Here is an 18,018-nt window from a genome sequence, read left to right as displayed (position 1 = left end):
TTGTCGGACCCGCTGAGTATCACGGAAGGCACGACCGACGTCGGTGGCGCAGTGATGACGACAATGCTGCCGGCGCCACCGAGTCGGACCCACTCGAGGTGTGAGTGGAGCAATTACTGCGAGAGGTTTGACACACGTGGCAGTTGTCGATGACCGCGGGCATGACCCGGCTGCAGAGCCGTCGTCTCGTGGATCACGGAACGGGCGGGGCGACGACATTCCCAACGAGGAGTTCGGGCGTCAACCGCCGCAAGATCTCGTTGCCGAGCAGTCGGTGCTGGGTGGCATGTTGCTGTCGAAGGACGCGATCGCCGACGTCGTCGACAAGCTCCGGTCGTCGGACTTCTACCGCCCGGCACACCAGGCCGTGTACGAGGCCGTGCTGGAGCTCTACGGCAAGGGTGAGCCGGCCGACGCGGTGACCGTCTCGGCGGAACTCGAGCGGGCCGGAGAGCTGCGCCGGGTGGGCGGGGCACCGTATCTGCACACCCTGATCTCCACAGTGCCGACCGCAGCGAACGCGGGCTACTACGCGGAGATCGTCGCGGAGAAAGCGATCCTGCGGCGACTCGTGGAGGCCGGCACCCGCATCGTGCAGTTCGGTTACGCCGGCGCCGACGGGCAGGACGTCGCCGAGGTCGTGGACCGGGCGCAGGCCGAGGTGTACGAGGTCACCGAACGACGCACCGCCGAAGACTATGTCCCGCTGGAGGAGTTGCTCCAGCCGACGATGGACGAGATCGACTCCATCGCCTCGCGTGGTGGTCTGTCGCTGGGCGTGCCGACCGGATTCGTGGATCTGGACAAGATCACCAACGGCCTGCATCCGGGGCAGATGATCATCGTCGCCGCCCGTCCCGGTGTCGGCAAGGCGCTCGCCCTCGACACGCCGCTGCCCACGCCGGCCGGCTGGACCACGATGGGCAAGGTGGCCGTCGGCGATCTGCTCCTCGACGCGCAGGGCCAGCCCACCCGGGTGGTCGCGGCCACCGACGTGATGACCGAACGTCCCTGCTACGAAGTCGAATTCAACGACGGCACGGTGTTGGTCGCCGACGAACAACACCAGTGGGTCGCCGATATCGACGGCAAGCCCCACACCGTCACCACCGAGGTGCTGCGCACCCACGTGGGCTGTGCGGTGGTACGCAACACGCGGCCACTTGATCTGCCGCGCAAGCCTTTTGCGTACGGGCCGTACACCGTCGCGGCGCTGGCCGGGATGGCCTTCGATGACCCGGAAATCGCCATGCGCATCGACGCCGAGGGGCCGGTCGATGTGATGACCCTGATGGCGGACCTGGGCGGGCGGATACCGTTCGAATATCTTCGGGGGTCGATCGCGCAGCGTCGGGCATTGCTTGCGGGGTTGCTCGACGCGCGCGCCACCGTCGACGACGACGGCTGGATCACCGTGCCCGCGGCAACGCGGCACATGACCGCCGTCGTCGCCGACCTGGTCGCCGGGCTCGGCTACAACTACAAGCGCTCGGCCACCGGCTGGCTGCGCGTCGATGCCGACGACGACGTGTTCACCGTCCACCACAAAGCAGTGCGGCACAAGGAACTTCGCCGCCGCGCCGGCGTGCGCCGGGTGGTCGACATCCGGCCCGTGGACAGTGTGCCGGTGCGGTGCGTGCAGGTCGACAACGACGACCAGATGTACCTCGCCGGCGAAGCCATGGTGCCCACCCACAATTCGACGCTGGCCATGGACTTCCTGCGCTCGTGCTCGATCGCCAACGGGCTCACCTCGGCCATGTTCTCGCTCGAGATGAGCAAGACCGAGATCGTCATGCGTCTGCTGTCGGCGGAGGCGAAGGTCAAGCTCGGCGACATGCGCGGCGGCACCATGACCGACGACGACTGGACCCGGCTGGCCCGCCGAATGGGCGAGATCTCCGAGGCCCCACTGTTCGTCGATGACTCGCCCAACCTGACCATGATGGAGATCCGCGCCAAAGCGCGCCGACTCAAACAGCGCAACGACCTGAAACTCGTTGTGGTGGACTACATGCAGCTCATGACCTCGGGCAAGAAGGTCGAATCCCGTCAGCAGGAGGTCTCCGAGTTCTCCCGCCAATTGAAGCTGCTCGCAAAGGAACTCGAGGTTCCCGTGGTCGCGATCAGTCAGCTGAACCGTGGTCCGGAGCAGCGGACCGACAAGAAACCGCAGGTGTCGGATCTTCGCGAAAGTGGCAGCCTCGAACAAGATGCGGATATGGTCATACTATTGCACCGACCCGATGCATTCGAACGAGATGATCCCCGCGCAGGTGAGGCGGACATCATCCTGGGCAAGCACCGAAATGGTCCAACGGCGACGATAACCGTTGCGCACCAGCTGCATTTGAGTCGGTTCGTCGATATGGCGCGAGGGTAGGCGGCGGCGACGAGCCCTGTGTAGGTTCCAGGAAAAGTTGTCATATTCCAATGGTGGTGTCAGTGGATTTGTCAGCAAATCCCGACATTCCGGTCTGAGTGTCAGTGATCGAAGTCACCCCCGTTAGGTCACGTGACGAATTGTTAGCGGCTGGATTGGGCAGTTTTTGTTGGCGGAGGCATCAGTCGGTCGTTCGCGCCCAACTTGGTTGCTCGCTTGCGCCTGCTTGGTCTTCACGCGGGTCGACACTGAGTGATTGGCGAATCCGTGCAGCGGCGAAATCTGAGGTCTGGACATTGTGGTTGTCAGTGTGGCCGACGACCGCCGAGTGCTAAGTACGGCTATCTGCCACGGATCACCCGCGGCGTTCGGCTATGACGTCGCTCCCGGAGTGGATCGGGCGTTGATCCGCGAGCTGGGCACCTGCGCCTACCTCGAGTCCGCGACGAACGTGCTGCTCATCGGCCCACCCGGCACAGGTAAAACACATCTGGCGGTCGGGTTGGCCCACGCCGCTGTGCACGCCGGGTACCGCACCTACGTGACCACCGCCGCTGATCTGGCCGCACGCTGCCACAAAGCCGCCATCGAAGGCCGCTGGGCCACCTGCATGCGGTTCTTCGCCGGACCCACCCTGCTCGTCATCGATTTATGCCGACCCCGGAACTATGCCGACTCGGTGGTAGGCGGGGGTTCACTGGGGGCGGTTGGGCTTTGGAAGTGTGGTGGTTGACGTGGTCGACATAATTCCGCGGTCTGGTCAACGTTGATCTCGACGGAGCACGGTGCTCCGAGATGGAGATCTCGTCATGGCTGGTACACGCAGGAAGGTCGGGCCGCTCACCCCGTTCATCGACGGGTATCGGGCAAAGCTTCGCGGGTTGGGTTATCGCGGCGAGACGATCCGGGGCATGGTGAAGGTTCTTGGTCAACTCGATCGGTGGATGATCATTGAGGATCTGGTGGCTTCGGATCTCGATGCAGCACAGGTGGAAAGCTTCCTCGACTACCGGCACCACGATGCGTTTCGGCAGGCGCCGACACGGCCCAGCGTGCTTCTGCTGTTGGACTTGTTGATCGAGCGTGAGGTGATCGAACCACCACCACAGGCTCCGCTGTCAGAGGTGGATTCCTTCATTGGGGCGTACCGGATCTGGCTGATTGATGAGCGTGGCCTCGCGCGGGCGACCGTGCTGCGATACGTGAATACCGCGCGCCGATTCCTGAGCATCACGTGTGTTAATTCCGTTGGTGAACTACAGGTTAGCGCTATCACCGGGATCGCGGTGAGTTCGTTCATGCTGGCCGAAACTCGGCACTACAGTGTGGGTGCGGCGAAGGGCCGTGTCGCGGAGATGCGGGCACTGCTGCGCTATCTTCACGTGCACGGCATGACCACGGCCTCACTCAACGGTGCGGTCCCTCCGGTGGCCGGGTGGACGCACACTTCGATACCTCGCTCCTTCTCAGCTGGCGAGATCACCGCGTTGCTGGACTCGTGCGACCGTCACGCCGGTGTCGGCGTGCGAGACTTTGCCATCTTGATGTTGTTGTGCCGGCTGGGGCTGCGTTGTATCGAGATCACGCGGATCGAGCTCGAGGATATCGATTGGCGCAGTGGGCAGATCGTGATCCATGGGAAGGGCCGCCGCGTCGATACGCTGCCGTTGGCCCACGACGTTGGAGACGCGGTGGCCCACTATCTCCGTGAGGGTCGACCCATCACCGATGACCGTCACCTCTTCCACACCTATCGAGCGCCGATCCGACCGATCCCACCGGACTTGATCAGCGACGTCGTCCGTCGGGCCTGCAGGCGGGCCGAGTACCTCCGGCCGGCGCGCACCGGATCCGGCACTCGGTGGCCACGACGCTGCTCTCCGAAGGTGTGGCCTTGGCCAATATCAGTCAGGTGTTGCGTCATCAGGATCTGGCAACGACCGCCATCTACGCCAAAGTGGACTTCGTCTCGCTGCGGATGGTCACCCAACCCTGGCCAGGAACGCTGCCATGAGCACACCCACCGGCGAGAAGAGTTTGACCGACCACTTGGCGGACTACCTGCTGCTGCGCAACGGGTTAGGGCACGAGCTCGCCGAGGCTCACCGCCTGTTGCCACGGTTTGTGGCCTACCTCGACGAATCCGGGCACACGACGGTGACCCTCGCAGACGCGGTGCACTGGTGCCAGCTGCCGGCGGTTGAACCGGGAAGCTCGGTGCGGTCTCGGCGCATGACCGCGGTGCGTGGGTTCTCCCGATATCTCAGCGGTATCGACCCGCCCACCGAAGTACCCCCGCTGGGCGTGTTGCCCAGCCGCCGACGGTGGCGCTGTCAATGGCCAGTTTGATGTCCCCGCTGGTGGCCAGGTAATAGTCCCCGCCCTGTGCGGTTGGTTTAGTGGTGGGGCGCCTCCGTTCGGTGGGTCATCCGGTAGGAATCGCCGTCGGTGATGACGGTGGTCGCGTGGTGCAGCAACCGGTCGAGGATGCTGGCGGCGGTGGTGTGTTCGGGCAAGAACCGGCCCCACTGCTCGAACGGCCAGTGGCTAGCGATGGCCAGGGAGCGGCGTTCGTAGGCGCCGGCGACGAGCCGGAACAGCAGCTGGGTGCCGGTGTCGTCGAGCGGCGCGAACCCCATCTCGTCGATCTATGCCGAATTCCGCATAGGTGGACGAACTCGGGTATCTCCCGTTGCGCGCCGAAGCCGCGTCAGCATTGTTTCAAGTTGTGGCAGAACGCTATCTGAAAACATCGATCGTGATCACCACCAACCGGTCCGTCGGTGAATGGGGCGCAATCCTCGGCGACACCACCGTCGCCGCGGCCATGCTCGACCGACTGCTGCACCGCTCGGTCGTGCTCAACCTTGACGGCGATTCCTACCGGCTCCGCGAACACCACGCCCGCAGCCAAAACCAGCGCGCTGCTACCGCCCCAACCCGAAGATCGCTACAGTAGGAGCCGCCCACAGGTGGGGAATTTCAGTGAGCACACCTGGGGAATTTTCTTGAGCCCAGTCACTATGGGCCTCCGGCCCGCGATTGAAGTCATTCCACCTCACGTCGAAAGGTATCGCCGCCATACTGTCGTCGCCGCACCCGGATCAAACTCGCTACCACGCATGAGTTTACTTCCACCCGTTGTCCCTAGATGTAAGTATGAATCATGGTCAGCCCAGCGGACATCATTCGGAAGCGCTCCAATGACATCGTTGCAGCCGTCGAGCATGACGAGCAGCTAGGTTCGTGGCGCTGGATCAGCACCATCATCGAGACAACGATCAAGGAGTACCGCGGGCGGTTTCTGCAGGAGCTAATTCAGAACGGTTACGATGCACACCCGGCTGGATTGACTAATGGCCAACTTGCGGTCCATTTTCATGAGGATGAAGACGAACATGGCGTTCTATACGTAGCAAACGGGGGCAATCCCCTCAGCGAAAGTAACTTTTCGCGGATGGCTGCGATTGCCGACAGTGACAAAAAGCCCGGCGCGGGAATTGGAAACAAAGGGATAGGATTCAAGAGCGTCTTTCAGATCTGTGAGTGCCCTGAGATCTACAGCTGCACCGATACGGATGACCAAGGCTACTCGGGATTCACCTTTAGATTTGGAAAATCAAGCGATCTGAGCACCTTTCCGTTCAGTAGCGAAGAAGCTTCTTCGCGCGTGCGAGAGTCTCTGCCCTTAAGCTTGCTAACCATCCCCCTTGAAACCATCCCAAGCAGTGTCCTCCAATTCAGGGCCGACGGATATGTCACCGTATTGCGGCTTCCTGCTAGAAGTCGGAGATCCAAAGAAGAAATTCGGGAACGGATTGATCGGCTCCTTGCAAGCAAATCTCCAATCATGCTTTTTCTTGACCGAATAGGTAGATTATCGGTATGCGCAAGCAGCAGTGGGGAGACTGTGCTCACTAGGGAAGCTACCAACGATGGTGGTTGCGAACTAGTCGTTCTTAATAACGACGAGCGTTACAGGATCTTCAGCAAAACTATTCCCCAAGAAACACTGCACACCGCTATAGACGAGTCTATCGACGAGAGTTCTCTCGACGCTCGTTGGCGTGACTGGGAATCAGAAGCAGTTGTCAGCGTAGCGGTGGGTGATGGGTGGATGGTCGAGGACCCGGCCGTCTTCACCTTCTTGCCCATGAGCGAGACGGCCAGATCGCCGCTCGCAGGCCACATGAATGCGCCGTTCGCTACCGATTTTGCGCGATTGAGCCTCGACACAACACATCCACTCAATCGGCTAATGCTTGAGCAGGTCGCTCAGCTATGCATCTCGTCTGCAAACACGTTGATCGAGGCCGAAGGCGACCCCAACATGGTCATCGACCTTCTGTCGTGGCACAACGTACTTCAAGCACCTTCTCTCGCTGACAGTTCGACATCTGCCGATGAGCGACTGCTTACAGCGATAAAGCTCCCCGACCGAACGCGTACAGCTTGGTACGAACTGGACGAGATCTGGCTGTGGCCAGAGGGGAATCGGGCGGTCCTAACAGCCGAACGGGCGGTGTCCGCGGGTGGAGCCGTGCTCGTGCACACCGAAGTCGATGCTAGACGACTATCTCGGCTCAATGAACTCACTGCCGCCCTGAAGCCAGACGACGCAGTTCTCGTAAATGTGGTCGTAGCGATCGCCAGAGAACTCGCCTCTAAACAGGCGGCGATATCGGTGTGGAACGACTTCTATGGCGAGTTGCCAACTCTTATCCAGAATGGGCGCACACTCGCTGGCAAGGCAATCATATTGACGCGGGATTTGTCCCTTGCCCTTGCGGATCACCAAACTGTCGCTTCGCCCGATGGGCGTGCACCGCGCACCAGGTCAAAGCAACGGGCAGTGTTCTTTTCGCCGCGCAATGCTGGCGCCGATGACAGCGGCGTCGATGACGACGACGCCGATGCGGCGGGCGATCTCGAACCGCCTCGATCCCTCGCCAGGCACATTGCGTTCCTCCATCCCGAGCTCTCATGGCACAACCGCGGCCAGCGCACACCCGGGCGGAACTACCTCGAGCACCATGGATTAGCAAGACCGTTTCGCACGAACACTCTGCTTGCACATCTTGGTCGCGTTCTGTCTGACCGACCAACTAAGACGGTTCGACGCGACAGTCTGCGGTTCGCGTACAGCCTTTTCGCCGCTGATCCGAGAAAGCACTCAAAGGAGTTGGCTAGGGTCGGCTTGTACGTTCCAACCGAGGCTGGTGAGTGGCTACCGGCACAAAGCGTGCACTTCACAGCCAAATGGAAGGTTGAAGGTGGCCGAGAACTCAGCAGCCTAGTATCTGGCGCCGTCGCAAACGACCCAAATTCCGAGCTAGCGGCCCTACAGACCACACTAATCGCAGATCCAGCCACTCTCGGAGCCAGCGGTTCTGATGTCTCTCGATGGACTGAGTTTCTAACGGTCCTCGGGGTGACTGCAACCTTACCAATTGAGGAGGCTGCAGATGGCCGCCGCATATACGGCAGATCGCTGGTGTCAAGTCGTATCGCACGAGGAAGTGACATCGCGTCCCTTCCAGAGGGTGTCGCACTGCAATGGCGGAACGGAATCAGTTGCGAAGGAAATTACGATCACCCCGAAACTGAGTTCTCCACCAGGGATTCGATCTACTGGTTCTGTGGGCAGCATGAGATCGGCGGATTGTCGATAAGGCACCGTCGCGAGTATGCATGGCTTGTACTGCTGACGCTTCCATCCCTGCGTGCGCAGCATCAAAGATCGACCTGGAAGCGAGACCGTTCAGGAGGAGTCCAGACTCTGGTGGAAACCCCCCTGCGCGCGTTTCTGACGCATGCTGAGTGGGTTCCGGTAATGGGACCGGGGGATTCAACGCCACGTTTCGTCAGACCGAGAGACAGCTGGTTCATCGGCCCCGAGGATCACATGGCGACCAGTTACTCTGAGCTTGTCGTTTCAGAAGTCCGGCGGCTCATGGAACAGCAGCGAACAATGTCGCCTGCAAGCTACCCATGGCAGCAATTGGGGTTCAAAGTGTGGGCTGGTGACCACGATGCGCCTTACTTGATCGATCACCTGAGCAAGGTATTCCTGGGTGATGGGATTCCAGAGGTGTCTGCAGACCACTTCCGGTCTAGTCTTGCGGCAGCTTGGGCCGCCGTGGGTAATCCCTCAGTCGAGCGCCGACCGAATTTGGACGATGGTCTCATCATTGACCGCGGCGGCCGGCTGAATTCGCTGACCCGGGAGGAGAGTGTCGGCGGCCCGATCTATGTCGCAAGCAAAAGCGACCAGTCCGCCACGACGCGCCTGGTGCGCGAGCTAGGTTGGGCAACAGTCATTGTCGACACTTCAGACTCTGAGCGACTCCATAAGGTGGCGGATACGTGCATCGGGGATTGGTGGCCTGGTGGAGCGATCGTGACCACCGATTGGGACGTGGCTGTTCGCGTGGACGGTGCCGAATGGGAGCCAACGGATCAAGCACCGCTGCTAACCGAAACAATCCCGTGGCTCCCAGTCCTGCTTGCGAGCATAGTGCGGTTTCCACGGGGCTCTGGAATGGGCATCGGTCGACACATGACAAGGATTCTCGATCGACTGTCGGCGATCAGGCTCATCTCCGCCCAGTCGATAAGCATCGTCCACGATGGTACTGACCAGCAGCTTCCCGAGCGACTCCACGGCGTCCTACCTATGCCGGGAGACATACCAACGGTCCTTGTCCAAGGCCAACATGAACCTCCAACTTGGAAACAACTCGAGTATCTTCAGCAAGGTGTACTTGAGTTGCTTAAGTTGGAACGGTTCACTGCTGAAATTAGACTGACAGTTCGCGACCTGGCGACCGATCCCGATCTGCCCGCCGAGCGGCCGACTGATGCCGAGATCGCAGATACCTTGGGCGTCGCGGAAAGCCAGATCGCTGAGATTGATTCAGCCATATTCGGCGCACTATCCGGGGTGATATCTCGAATCCGGTTCGTCGCCGCATGCGTCTTTGGTGAAGAGAGGGCGACCGCGCTCGATGACCTTCTGTCCGCAGTCACGACGCGCGATGAATTGGTGGAAGCACTCCATGGAGTATCGCCGAACACGGCCGAGGCTGGTTCGGTCTTGAAGATCGCTTCCTCAACCGCGACTGCCGACCAGACAAGACGCATGCTGGGTGTACCGCTCGCCGCCTACAACTCGAACTTGACACGGAGGTTTCCCGAACAACCACTCGTAACCAACAAACTGGCGCAGGTTGACGAGTTTCGTCTTCGCGTCCAGACGCGCAGAAGTGAACTGCGAGAACGTGTTCGCCGCTCGCGTTACCCACAGTTCGCGAGCGGAATCGCACAGGACGATTGGCGGAGCATCCGTAACCTGGAATTCCTGAACTGCGACCCAGCGTGGGCAACGTCGCTCGATGAGCTTGGCGACAATCTCATCGACCGTCGTATCGACTATCAAATCGAGCGGGTAGCCGGAAAGGAAGCAATTGACGCCGTCCTACCTTCATGGGAAGAGGTACAGGAAGCGAACGGAAAGCCTCTGCGGCAGAGACTCATCGAGTTTCGGAACACTGTTCAAGCATGGTGTCAACGCGAGAAGCGAGCTGCCCCGACTGAATGGGTGACGGCCGGATTCGATGAGTCCCTCCGTGACCAACTCGATAGAGTTGGCGCACTTGACTTCACGCTACTCGATGATGAACAGCTCGTCCTGTGGCTCGTGCGCGTGCACGCCTGGCCGGGCGGGATGGAGCAGTCCTCAGATCCCGCGCACCATGGTCTCACGTCTGATGAGATCAATGCGCAGCAGTCAACGCAGGCACGCGAACGCGCAGAACGGCTACGGGCATCAAAGCAAGTCACGTACCAGGATCAGGTCTTCGACGTGGACACAAACATGTCCGGACTCGCTGAGACCGTCAAGTCATTTCTCCAGCGTTCACCGGAAATCGTTTCAGGATCAAACTCTTTCAGCTCGCTCAAGTCTGTCCCGCAACCACAACAAAGGCGCGACGGACGTAGTGGGCGTGGTGCTAGCGCTTTCCAAGCGAGTCGCCGGCCATCCAGCGACCAAAGTGCCGCAATCGGACTGGTGGGCGAGATGTTGGCCTTTGAATGGTTGCGAAAGCACCACCGCAACAGTCGAGTCGACGAGACCTGCTGGCGTTCCAAGAATGTTGCACAAGTGTATGAGGGGGTCGTCGGTGACGACGGCCTCGGCTATGACTTCGAGATCCTTCAGAAGCGGGGATCGTTGCTGTACGAGGTGAAAGCGACGTCTTCAGACGCCGGAATGATTGAACTCGGAGAGACTGAAGTTCATTGCGCACAGGAACACTCGGGTGGCGACCGGTGGCGCCTGTTGATTGTCGAGCACGTTCTCTCTGCCGAGCCGCGAATACATCTGCTACCGAATCCATTTGGCCGCAAGAGTCGAGGAAAGTTTCGCTTCGTCGGTAACAGCGTCCGCCTCAATTTCACGTTGCAAGATCGCTAGGTCAGGCAGAAAGCCGACCGGCAGTTCTGATAAGCCGTGTTGGCGTGCAGGTCTGAGCCAAGTCGGGTCCGAAGTCATGAGTGTCTTTCAGAGGACCTCGGCAAGGCAGTGCTAGTTGCCTGTCCCGAGAGAATCTGTTTCGAGCATGTTCAACATCGGCTAACACGAGACCTAAGAATCTCGCGCGTCCAGCAGAACAGGAGGTCATTATTGGCTCTTGGGTTCGTAAGCTCGCGTCGTTTGCCGGTGTGAGGCCGATCTGGGAGGCTGTCAGGTGGCCCGGCAGCACCCTGGCTATCTCGTCTGGAGGCGGGCGTGGTCGGTGGAGGTCAGCTGCCCGCTTGGCGCCGCCATCAACGATCCGCCCGGATTGTCAGTACGGTATGGCATATTGATGCGACGTGAAACCCTCTCTTGTGCGTCGGTGTTTGGATCTACTCAGCGATGACGAGCTCGCGCAGTTGCTCGCCTCGAGCGAACGCCTGCAAGAGGGGTTGCGGATCGCGGCGAGTCGACCGAAAGGGGAGTCGCAGACCCCGGAATTGGTGCGGCGATTCCTGCGGACTAGTTCTGGACCGAATGCCGACGCTTTCCTGTCATCGATGCCGGGTACCTACGCCGACGAGATGAGTACACGCCGCGAGTCCGGCGACGACGTGCCCGCAACCGTTGGTGTGCGCGCATTGCTGGCGTTGGAGAGTGCCGAGACCGAGGACGTGGTGACGTTCACGCAGCTTCTTGAGGATCTGCGTTCTCATCCAGTGACCGATGACGGACGCCTTTCACCCGCGTTCGTCTGGAACGGCGAATACAGTGCCGCTGACGTTGATGCGCACATCAGCGAGCTGCGTGATGCCAGCTCACCCTTGGTAGAGATGCTGACTATCGCGGCCGCGGACGTGGCGGCCGGTCGGGCCGCGACGTTGCCGGATGCCGCTGTGTCCGAATGGAATACGCACCGCACAAATGTCTGGACCTCGCTTGGGTTCGATAGCGGCCGCTCGTCCGGGTCCTTCCAGGAGTTGGAGGCAGTGCGCGAGTTCGTGGTCGAAGAGGAGGCTCGCCTCGCTGAAGAGGCACGGCTGGTGGAGGAGGCTCGTCTTGCCGCGCAGGCTGTGGCGGAACGCGAGCAGAACCGCAGGCAGATCCTCACCGAACTTGACCAACATCGTCAGGCGATGTTGGCGCTAAGGAGTCTGGCTGACTCCGCTGACTCGTATCGAGCCGCCTACGACGACGCTGCGCGGCAGGTCGCTGCTCTTGAAGCTCAACTCGAGGCACTTGCGGGCAGTGGTGATGGGGTCCGCACTAATGACTCCGACGCAGCTGATAACCGATCATCGGGTGGCGGCAGCAGCGAAGACAGCGTCCAGCCCTGTGACATACCGGAAGTCCCGCCCGCTGATATACCGGAAACAGTCGATGCCGACGCTTCCGCGGTGGCCGGAGTTGATCAACCCGCCGGCACTGGACCGACCGATGATGCAGTTGAGGTTGGCTCGCTGGAGACTGACGGCGATACCGCCGCCGTTGCCGTAGACGACTCCACTACCCACCCCGATGGCGACCGGTCCGAACCCGCGGCGGCTGCCGACGTGCCCGACGAAACTGCCCCAGCCGACACCGAAGCCGCCGACTTCACTGCGCAATCTTCATCGGCTGCGACCGAACAGCGGGAACCGGACGTCGAACCAGAACCAGCTGTCGAGTCGGACACCTCCGCCGTTGCTTGCGTCGACCCGGCGATTTTGGACGAAGAATTGGCATTCCACATTACCAACGGCAGGTTTGGTGCTGCCTGGCTGGTCGCGTGGGCCGCTGCGCTGCCGCAAGCCGACCAAACCGCCTACCGGTTGGCTGCTGCGGCCTTTCATAGCGCCCCGGGTGCCGTCGACCCTGCCGAACCGCTCATCGCAGTCACCGCACTGCCCGACGATCCGTTCATCGGTCAGCAGTCGGCGCGGGTGGCATTGGCAGCGACCCTCCGCGCTGGCCTGACGGCAGGTTGGTTGCCGCGCTCGGAAGTCGACTCCATCACCAGACACGCTTCACTCGACGACGCGTGGCGAGAACTGGTCGCCGCCGCGCTCCTCGCTAGCACGCGCAACTATCAGCACCTCCAGGATTTTGGTGGGACGTTTGGCACGGACCCGAACGAGGTGCGCGCCAACGCGAGAACCCTTCGCCACCAGATGACTCAATCGCGCATCAAGTTCACTCGCGCCGACATGGTTCGCAGGCATCTTCTCCGGGACAACGAACCACTAGGGGCGGCATTGTGCGCGGTCGAAGCCGATACCGACGGCGACGAACGACGAGAGGCCCTCACCTCCGCGTTGACAGCGCTCGCCAACCCCGATTCGCTCATCGACGGCGCAGATCATGCGGTGAGCTCATCGCAGCAGCTTCGCGCCGAGATAGTCGCACACGCACGCACCACCCTTCGCAAGTCGATCGAGTCGGTGTCAGAGTGCGTCACCGAAGCACTGTCGGCGGCCACGATCGTCGCCGACGACAGCCGCGCCGCACTCACCCAGGAAGCGCGCCATCAACTTGCTGCCGCCGCCCACGCCGTGGCCGAGCGCCCTCTCGGTGACGGTCCCGGCGACCAGGCGCTGGTGCAACTCGTCGAATGGCTGCTACATCCCACGCCGCCGACGCGATGGCCCGGCGGAGAGCGGCAGGTGTTGGTCACCGCGTCGCTGCCAGTGACCTCACTGGCCCGTGACGATCAAGGGCTACCTGTCTACGTTGACGGTTGCCACGTTGATGTCCTCGCCGATCTTCGCGATCCGAAACCTGTCGATGAACTGTTTCGCACCTACGTTGATCGAGGAGACCTCGATGAAGCTGCAATGACCGCAGTGAACTCTCCGCTTCTCGACCGAATTCCCGAACAGCGCGCCCGCTGGACCCGCAGGTTGACTGCTGAAGTGGGGGCAGTACGCGCCGAGATCGGCCGAACGTTCGCCGATGACTTCACCACGGGTGACCGAGTATCCGCCGACGCCGACTTGGTCGGCCCGGAAACTTTCACGGGCAACCGATTCGATCTGCAGATGATCCATCTCGAACAGATGCGTACTCGCCTGAAGGCACATAGGGCGGCTACCGCGGAGCGGCTGCGCGGGCAGGTGCTGTCCGAGATCGACAACGTAGCCGACCGCGACACCGTGCTGTCGGTCATCGACGCCGAAGACTTTGCCGCAGCCAACGAGATGCTGTCGCTGGCCAAAACCGGTCCGCTACCCAACGACCGGAGTATCGACACTAACGTCGGCGCCCAAGTCTTCGAAAGCTTCATGGCGGCGTTGGGATATTTGGACACCTCCACGATCAAGTCGATACGCGACGTAGTCGCCCAGTTCGCCGAGCACGGTTCCGGAGAGATCGGCCACGGCGACCTAGGACGGCTCAACAACTGGGACAATTTGTCCGCTCGACGTGGGCAAGGCCGACAAGGTAGGCAGGCGACGATGGCGTCTGTACTGCGCGCAATCGGTTTGGAGATGCGGGGAGAAGTATCCAAGCAGCCGGTGTCAGGTAGACACTTCGATCTGTACCGAGTGACAGCTACTCCCGTCGATGGGTCGTTGGTACCCGGACTGGGTTCACTGACCAGCCACTACATGATTGCTGTTACCTCTGAGTCGCAGCTGATTCGGCAAACCTTGTCGTCGGCGTTCCCCGCCAAACACGGGCCCAACATTCTGCTGTTCGACGGTGTGCTGACTGCAGAGCAGCGCCGGATGTGTTTGACTGCCTGCCGATCCGAGAAGATCACCGCGATCGTCATTGACCACGCAGTCGCCGCCTATGTCGCCACACACCACCCGCGGTCGTTCCGCGCCGTCCAGCAAATCACGTTGCCGTGGACCTGTTTCACCCACTACACGGTGGTGGCCGGTCATGTGCCAGATGAGGTGTTCGTGGGCCGCGCTCAGGAGGAAGCGCATCTGACTGCCCGTGACGGCAGCCTGTTTGTTTATGGCGGCCGCCAACTCGGTAAGAGTGCCTTGTTGCGTCACGCCGCACGCGATTTCGGATCCGTCGATGACCAGCACGCCATCTATATCGACTTGAACGCTCATGGCATCGGCGGTTGGGAAGAAACCCAGCAACTGTGGCAGGTGCTGTACAACGAGCTCGTCAAGATCGGCAGCATGGGGATCAAACCGAACCCGAACGTCCGATCTTCGGAGCCGGTGGTTCGTACGATCCGAAACTGGCTGGACGGTAAGGAATCTCGCCGACTGCTGCTGCTGCTCGACGAGGCAGATGCGTTCCTCGAAAGTGAATCGGTGTCCGGAACGGCCGGGTTCCGTCACATCGGTCCCCTCAAGGGATTGTTCGACAGCAGTGCAGGACGTTTCAAACCGGTGTTCGCTGGCCTTCACAAAGTCCAACGCCTCCAAAATGTGGCCAACACACCCCTCGCTCACGGCGGCGACGACATTCTGATCGGACCGTTGGCGGCTCAGCCGGCTCACGACCTAGTCATCAAACCTATGGAGGCGCTTGGCTACCGGTTTGCCAACCCCGACGCTGTATGGCGGCTCCTGGCGTTCACCAACCTGCAGCCTGGGCTCATTCAGATGGTCTGTAACGATCTCATCACCCATCTGCAGGGCAGGCCATTGCACAAGGGTGAACCGTTGATCACCGTCAGCGACGACGACGTGAACGCGGTCACTCAGAATCCGGTGACCCGCGACAAGATCGCCGAGAAACTGCGCCTGACCATCCAACTCGAGGACCGGTACAGGGTGATCGCGCTCGCCGTCGCCATCATGTGCATGGACGACGCATTCCAAGAGCGCTACAGCGCCGACGATATCCGTTGGCGGTGCGAATACTATTGGGAAGACGGCTTTTCCGACCTCAACAGCACCGAGTTCGGGCTGTACCTCGACGAGTTGTGCGGTCTGGGGGTGCTCATCAAGGATCATGGCAGGTTTTCGGTACGGTCCCCGAACATCGTCACAATGCTCGGCAATCGCGACCAACTCGAAACTGTCCTCGATGAAGCCGAATTCGAACTCGGACACGAGTACAGCCCCAAGTCCACCAGGCGGCAGGTCCAGCTCGACGGCGCCCTTGTGCGTTCTCCGTTGAGCGAAGACGACCTCAGCACACTGCTGCCAATGCATAACCGCCACGACGCCCGCACTTTCGTCGTGGTCGGTGGAACAGCGCTAGGCATTGACAAGGTCACCGCGATCCTCGAATACGTTGGCGCCGACCGCCGCATCGACGTCTCCGTCGTGGATGGCCGCAAAGGATCTGTCGCCGACGAAATCAACGCGGTCACCTTCGCTGGTGGCGGCAACCGCAAAGCCACCCTCCTCATCGTTGATGCAAGCGCAACAACGTCAGATCAGGCGCAGGCAGTGGCCGAAGCAGTCACGTCCATGCCGTCCCGTGCACGGGGGCATGTGATCGTCGTGTACGGGCCCGACGGTGTCGACGCGATCAAGAAACATGCCGGCGACGATTCGACGACAGTAATCCGCCTTCGCAAATGGTCTGGTGATGGGATCCGATCCTGGCATGACATGCCGTTCATCGACCCGGCGGACCGCCGCGAACTACTCAGCACGACCGGTGGATGGCCTGCCCTCGTCGAGCAGGCGGTTGCTGCCGTTACCAACGGTGGAGTGAGCCACGACGAGGAGTTCAAGAACCTTGCCGAGTTCCCCGCGACCCACGAGGCCGCTGTCCAGTTCCTGAACAGTGTTGGTGTCGGCGACCACGCTCGCGATCTGCTCGCACAATGGGCCGATTTCGGGTCCACCGATTTTGAACCGCTCATCGATATCGCCGACGTCCTCGAACGCGATGTCGATGACATGCGAACCATCCTGACTGACATGGAACAGCTAGGTGTCGTTGACGAACATCACGACTCCTACCTTCTGGACCCCGTTGTTGGCAGGGCAGTACGCGTCCTCGCCTCATGACCGCACAGATGACGGCCACCGACTACCCGAGGTTGCCGGGGCCGTCTCGGCTCGTCGCTAATGTCGTCGCAGACATCAAGGTCGGCAAGACGGTGGTCATCGTGTTCCCGGAGGCTGCAGTCGACGCTGGTATCGCCGACGCGATCCTCGACGACATCAGCAATCGGCATGGTCGCGCGGAGTTTTGCGTGACCTCCGATGAACCGTTCCCGAATAGGGTTCTCGACACGTTCGGCGCCGATCCGGTTGGTGCTCGAGATTTTGACGATTGGGAGTCGATAATCCGCTGGGAACCATGGCATCAGTCGTGGCTTGTCTTGCCCGGCTGGGAGAATCCCGACGTGGCCGAAGTCGTCGCTCGCTGGCCAGCTCAACTACACGCCAGCGGACTTTCTGCTGACGACCGTCCGAAACTGATTATCGGAGTGCGGTTGAGCGACATGGAGCGCGCAGCCCTCACCCGGCTTGGCGGTGATATCGGCGTGCATTGGTGGTGGGGTGCGCTGACCCGACTTGACACCGAAACTCGGCTTGCCGCAGTGGCCGACCGCTCACTCAACACGCTGGATGCCGCAGTCATCACCGAACTTGCCGGTTGGGACCTGCGGGCCGTCGATCATCTTGCCGAACGGTGGGATCGCACCACAGTCGGCCTACCGGCCGCTGTCGCTGAGTATCAACGCCAGCACTTGATGGCGCCGGTCCCGCCGCCGCCCCGCACTGCACGGGCGACCATTCCACCTCCCGAACTGGAACGGGACTGGCGTGACGGCTTCGTCGATCGCTGGTCCCACAGCATCCGCCGCACCCCTGCGGGTCTCGATGACAAAGGGATCACACAGCTCCTGTGGTTCGCGCACAACCGGGTTCTGATGCCGCACATCGATGAGGAACGCGACCACTTCGAGCGGCTCATCCTGGCGAAGACTTCAGCCCAGCAACTCGCCGATCTGCGCCGCCGCGACGACGATCTCATCGAGATCGGTTCGCTTGCATGGCTTGCTGATTCCGGCCGCGTGAGTCTAGACCGTGATGACCGCGACCGGTTGCGCACGTTCCGCAACTTGCGTAACGACCTTGCTCACCGCATCCCGATCAACGACGACCTCCGGGTACGGGTCGTACGGTACCTCGACCTCGACGCCTGAGCTTTTCCAGCCTCTAAGTAACTCCGCTACTAGGCGACCTGCTGGACTCGC

5 protein-coding genes and 4 pseudogenes are annotated in these 18,018 nt (G+C 61.1%); 8 read left to right on the top strand and 1 reads right to left on the bottom strand.

All coding sequences use genetic code 11. The annotated features are described in order from the left end of the window. Positions 1–136: 136 nt before the first annotated feature. From dnaB to ACWDTI_RS02790, 4 genes and pseudogenes are all read left to right on the top strand, one after another. Positions 137–2,383, top strand: coding sequence for a replicative DNA helicase (dnaB, locus tag ACWDTI_RS02805; protein WP_449736523.1), 2,247 nt, complete (start codon positions 137–139; stop codon positions 2,381–2,383). A gap of 367 nt (positions 2,384–2,750) precedes the next feature. Beyond that, a pseudogene (locus ACWDTI_RS02800) lies at positions 2,751–3,032 on the top strand (ATP-binding protein); the annotation flags it as partial. A gap of 160 nt (positions 3,033–3,192) precedes the next feature. Beyond that, positions 3,193–4,397 (top strand): annotated as a pseudogene (locus ACWDTI_RS02795) (site-specific integrase). Further along, the gene (locus ACWDTI_RS02790) at positions 4,394–4,732 is read left to right on the top strand and encodes a hypothetical protein (RefSeq protein ID WP_449736522.1); all 339 of its coding nucleotides are present in this window, start codon (positions 4,394–4,396) and stop codon (positions 4,730–4,732) included. The pseudogene ACWDTI_RS02795 and the gene ACWDTI_RS02790 overlap by 4 nt, the downstream one beginning before the upstream one ends. 47 nt (positions 4,733–4,779) lie before the next feature. On the opposite strand, the pseudogene ACWDTI_RS02785 reads toward ACWDTI_RS02790, so the two are convergent. Next, a pseudogene (locus ACWDTI_RS02785) lies at positions 4,780–5,031 on the bottom strand (ATP-binding protein); the annotation flags it as partial. A 20-nt stretch (positions 5,032–5,051) separates the two neighbouring features. Here ACWDTI_RS02785 and ACWDTI_RS02780 point away from each other — a divergent pair. The 4 genes and pseudogenes from ACWDTI_RS02780 to ACWDTI_RS02765 all read left to right on the top strand — a co-directional run. Then, positions 5,052–5,342: pseudogene (locus tag ACWDTI_RS02780) on the top strand (ATP-binding protein); the annotation flags it as partial. Positions 5,343–5,549: 207 nt separating this feature from the next. Next, the gene (locus ACWDTI_RS02775; protein ID WP_449736521.1) at positions 5,550–10,859 is read left to right on the top strand and encodes a sacsin N-terminal ATP-binding-like domain-containing protein; all 5,310 of its coding nucleotides are present in this window, start codon (positions 5,550–5,552) and stop codon (positions 10,857–10,859) included. A gap of 602 nt (positions 10,860–11,461) precedes the next feature. Continuing rightward, entirely contained in the window at positions 11,462–16,819 is a 5,358-nt protein-coding gene (locus ACWDTI_RS02770) for a hypothetical protein (protein ID WP_449736520.1), read from the top strand. Further along, positions 16,816–17,967: a hypothetical protein gene (locus tag ACWDTI_RS02765; protein ID WP_449736519.1), complete on the top strand. Its 1,152-nt coding sequence runs from the start codon at positions 16,816–16,818 to the stop codon at positions 17,965–17,967. Before ACWDTI_RS02770 ends, ACWDTI_RS02765 begins: the two co-directional genes overlap by 4 nt. Positions 17,968–18,018 lie beyond the last annotated feature (51 nt).

It is taken from the genome of Gordonia sp. NPDC003424, from assembly GCF_053588655.1.
Note: the sequence above shows the minus strand (reverse complement) of the source record. Positions and strands in the feature narration are given on the sequence as shown.

What these genes read in the sequence shown, in the direction of transcription:
- ACWDTI_RS02775 (WP_449736521.1), top strand. Translation starts at nt 5,550, where the DNA reads ATGGTCAGCCCAGCGGACATCATTCGGAAGCGCTCCAATGACATCGTT.
- ACWDTI_RS02770 (WP_449736520.1), top strand. Translation starts at nt 11,462, where the DNA reads ATGCCGGGTACCTACGCCGACGAGATGAGTACACGCCGCGAGTCCGGC.
- ACWDTI_RS02790 (WP_449736522.1), top strand. Translation starts at nt 4,394, where the DNA reads ATGAGCACACCCACCGGCGAGAAGAGTTTGACCGACCACTTGGCGGAC.
- ACWDTI_RS02765 (WP_449736519.1), top strand. Translation starts at nt 16,816, where the DNA reads ATGACCGCACAGATGACGGCCACCGACTACCCGAGGTTGCCGGGGCCG.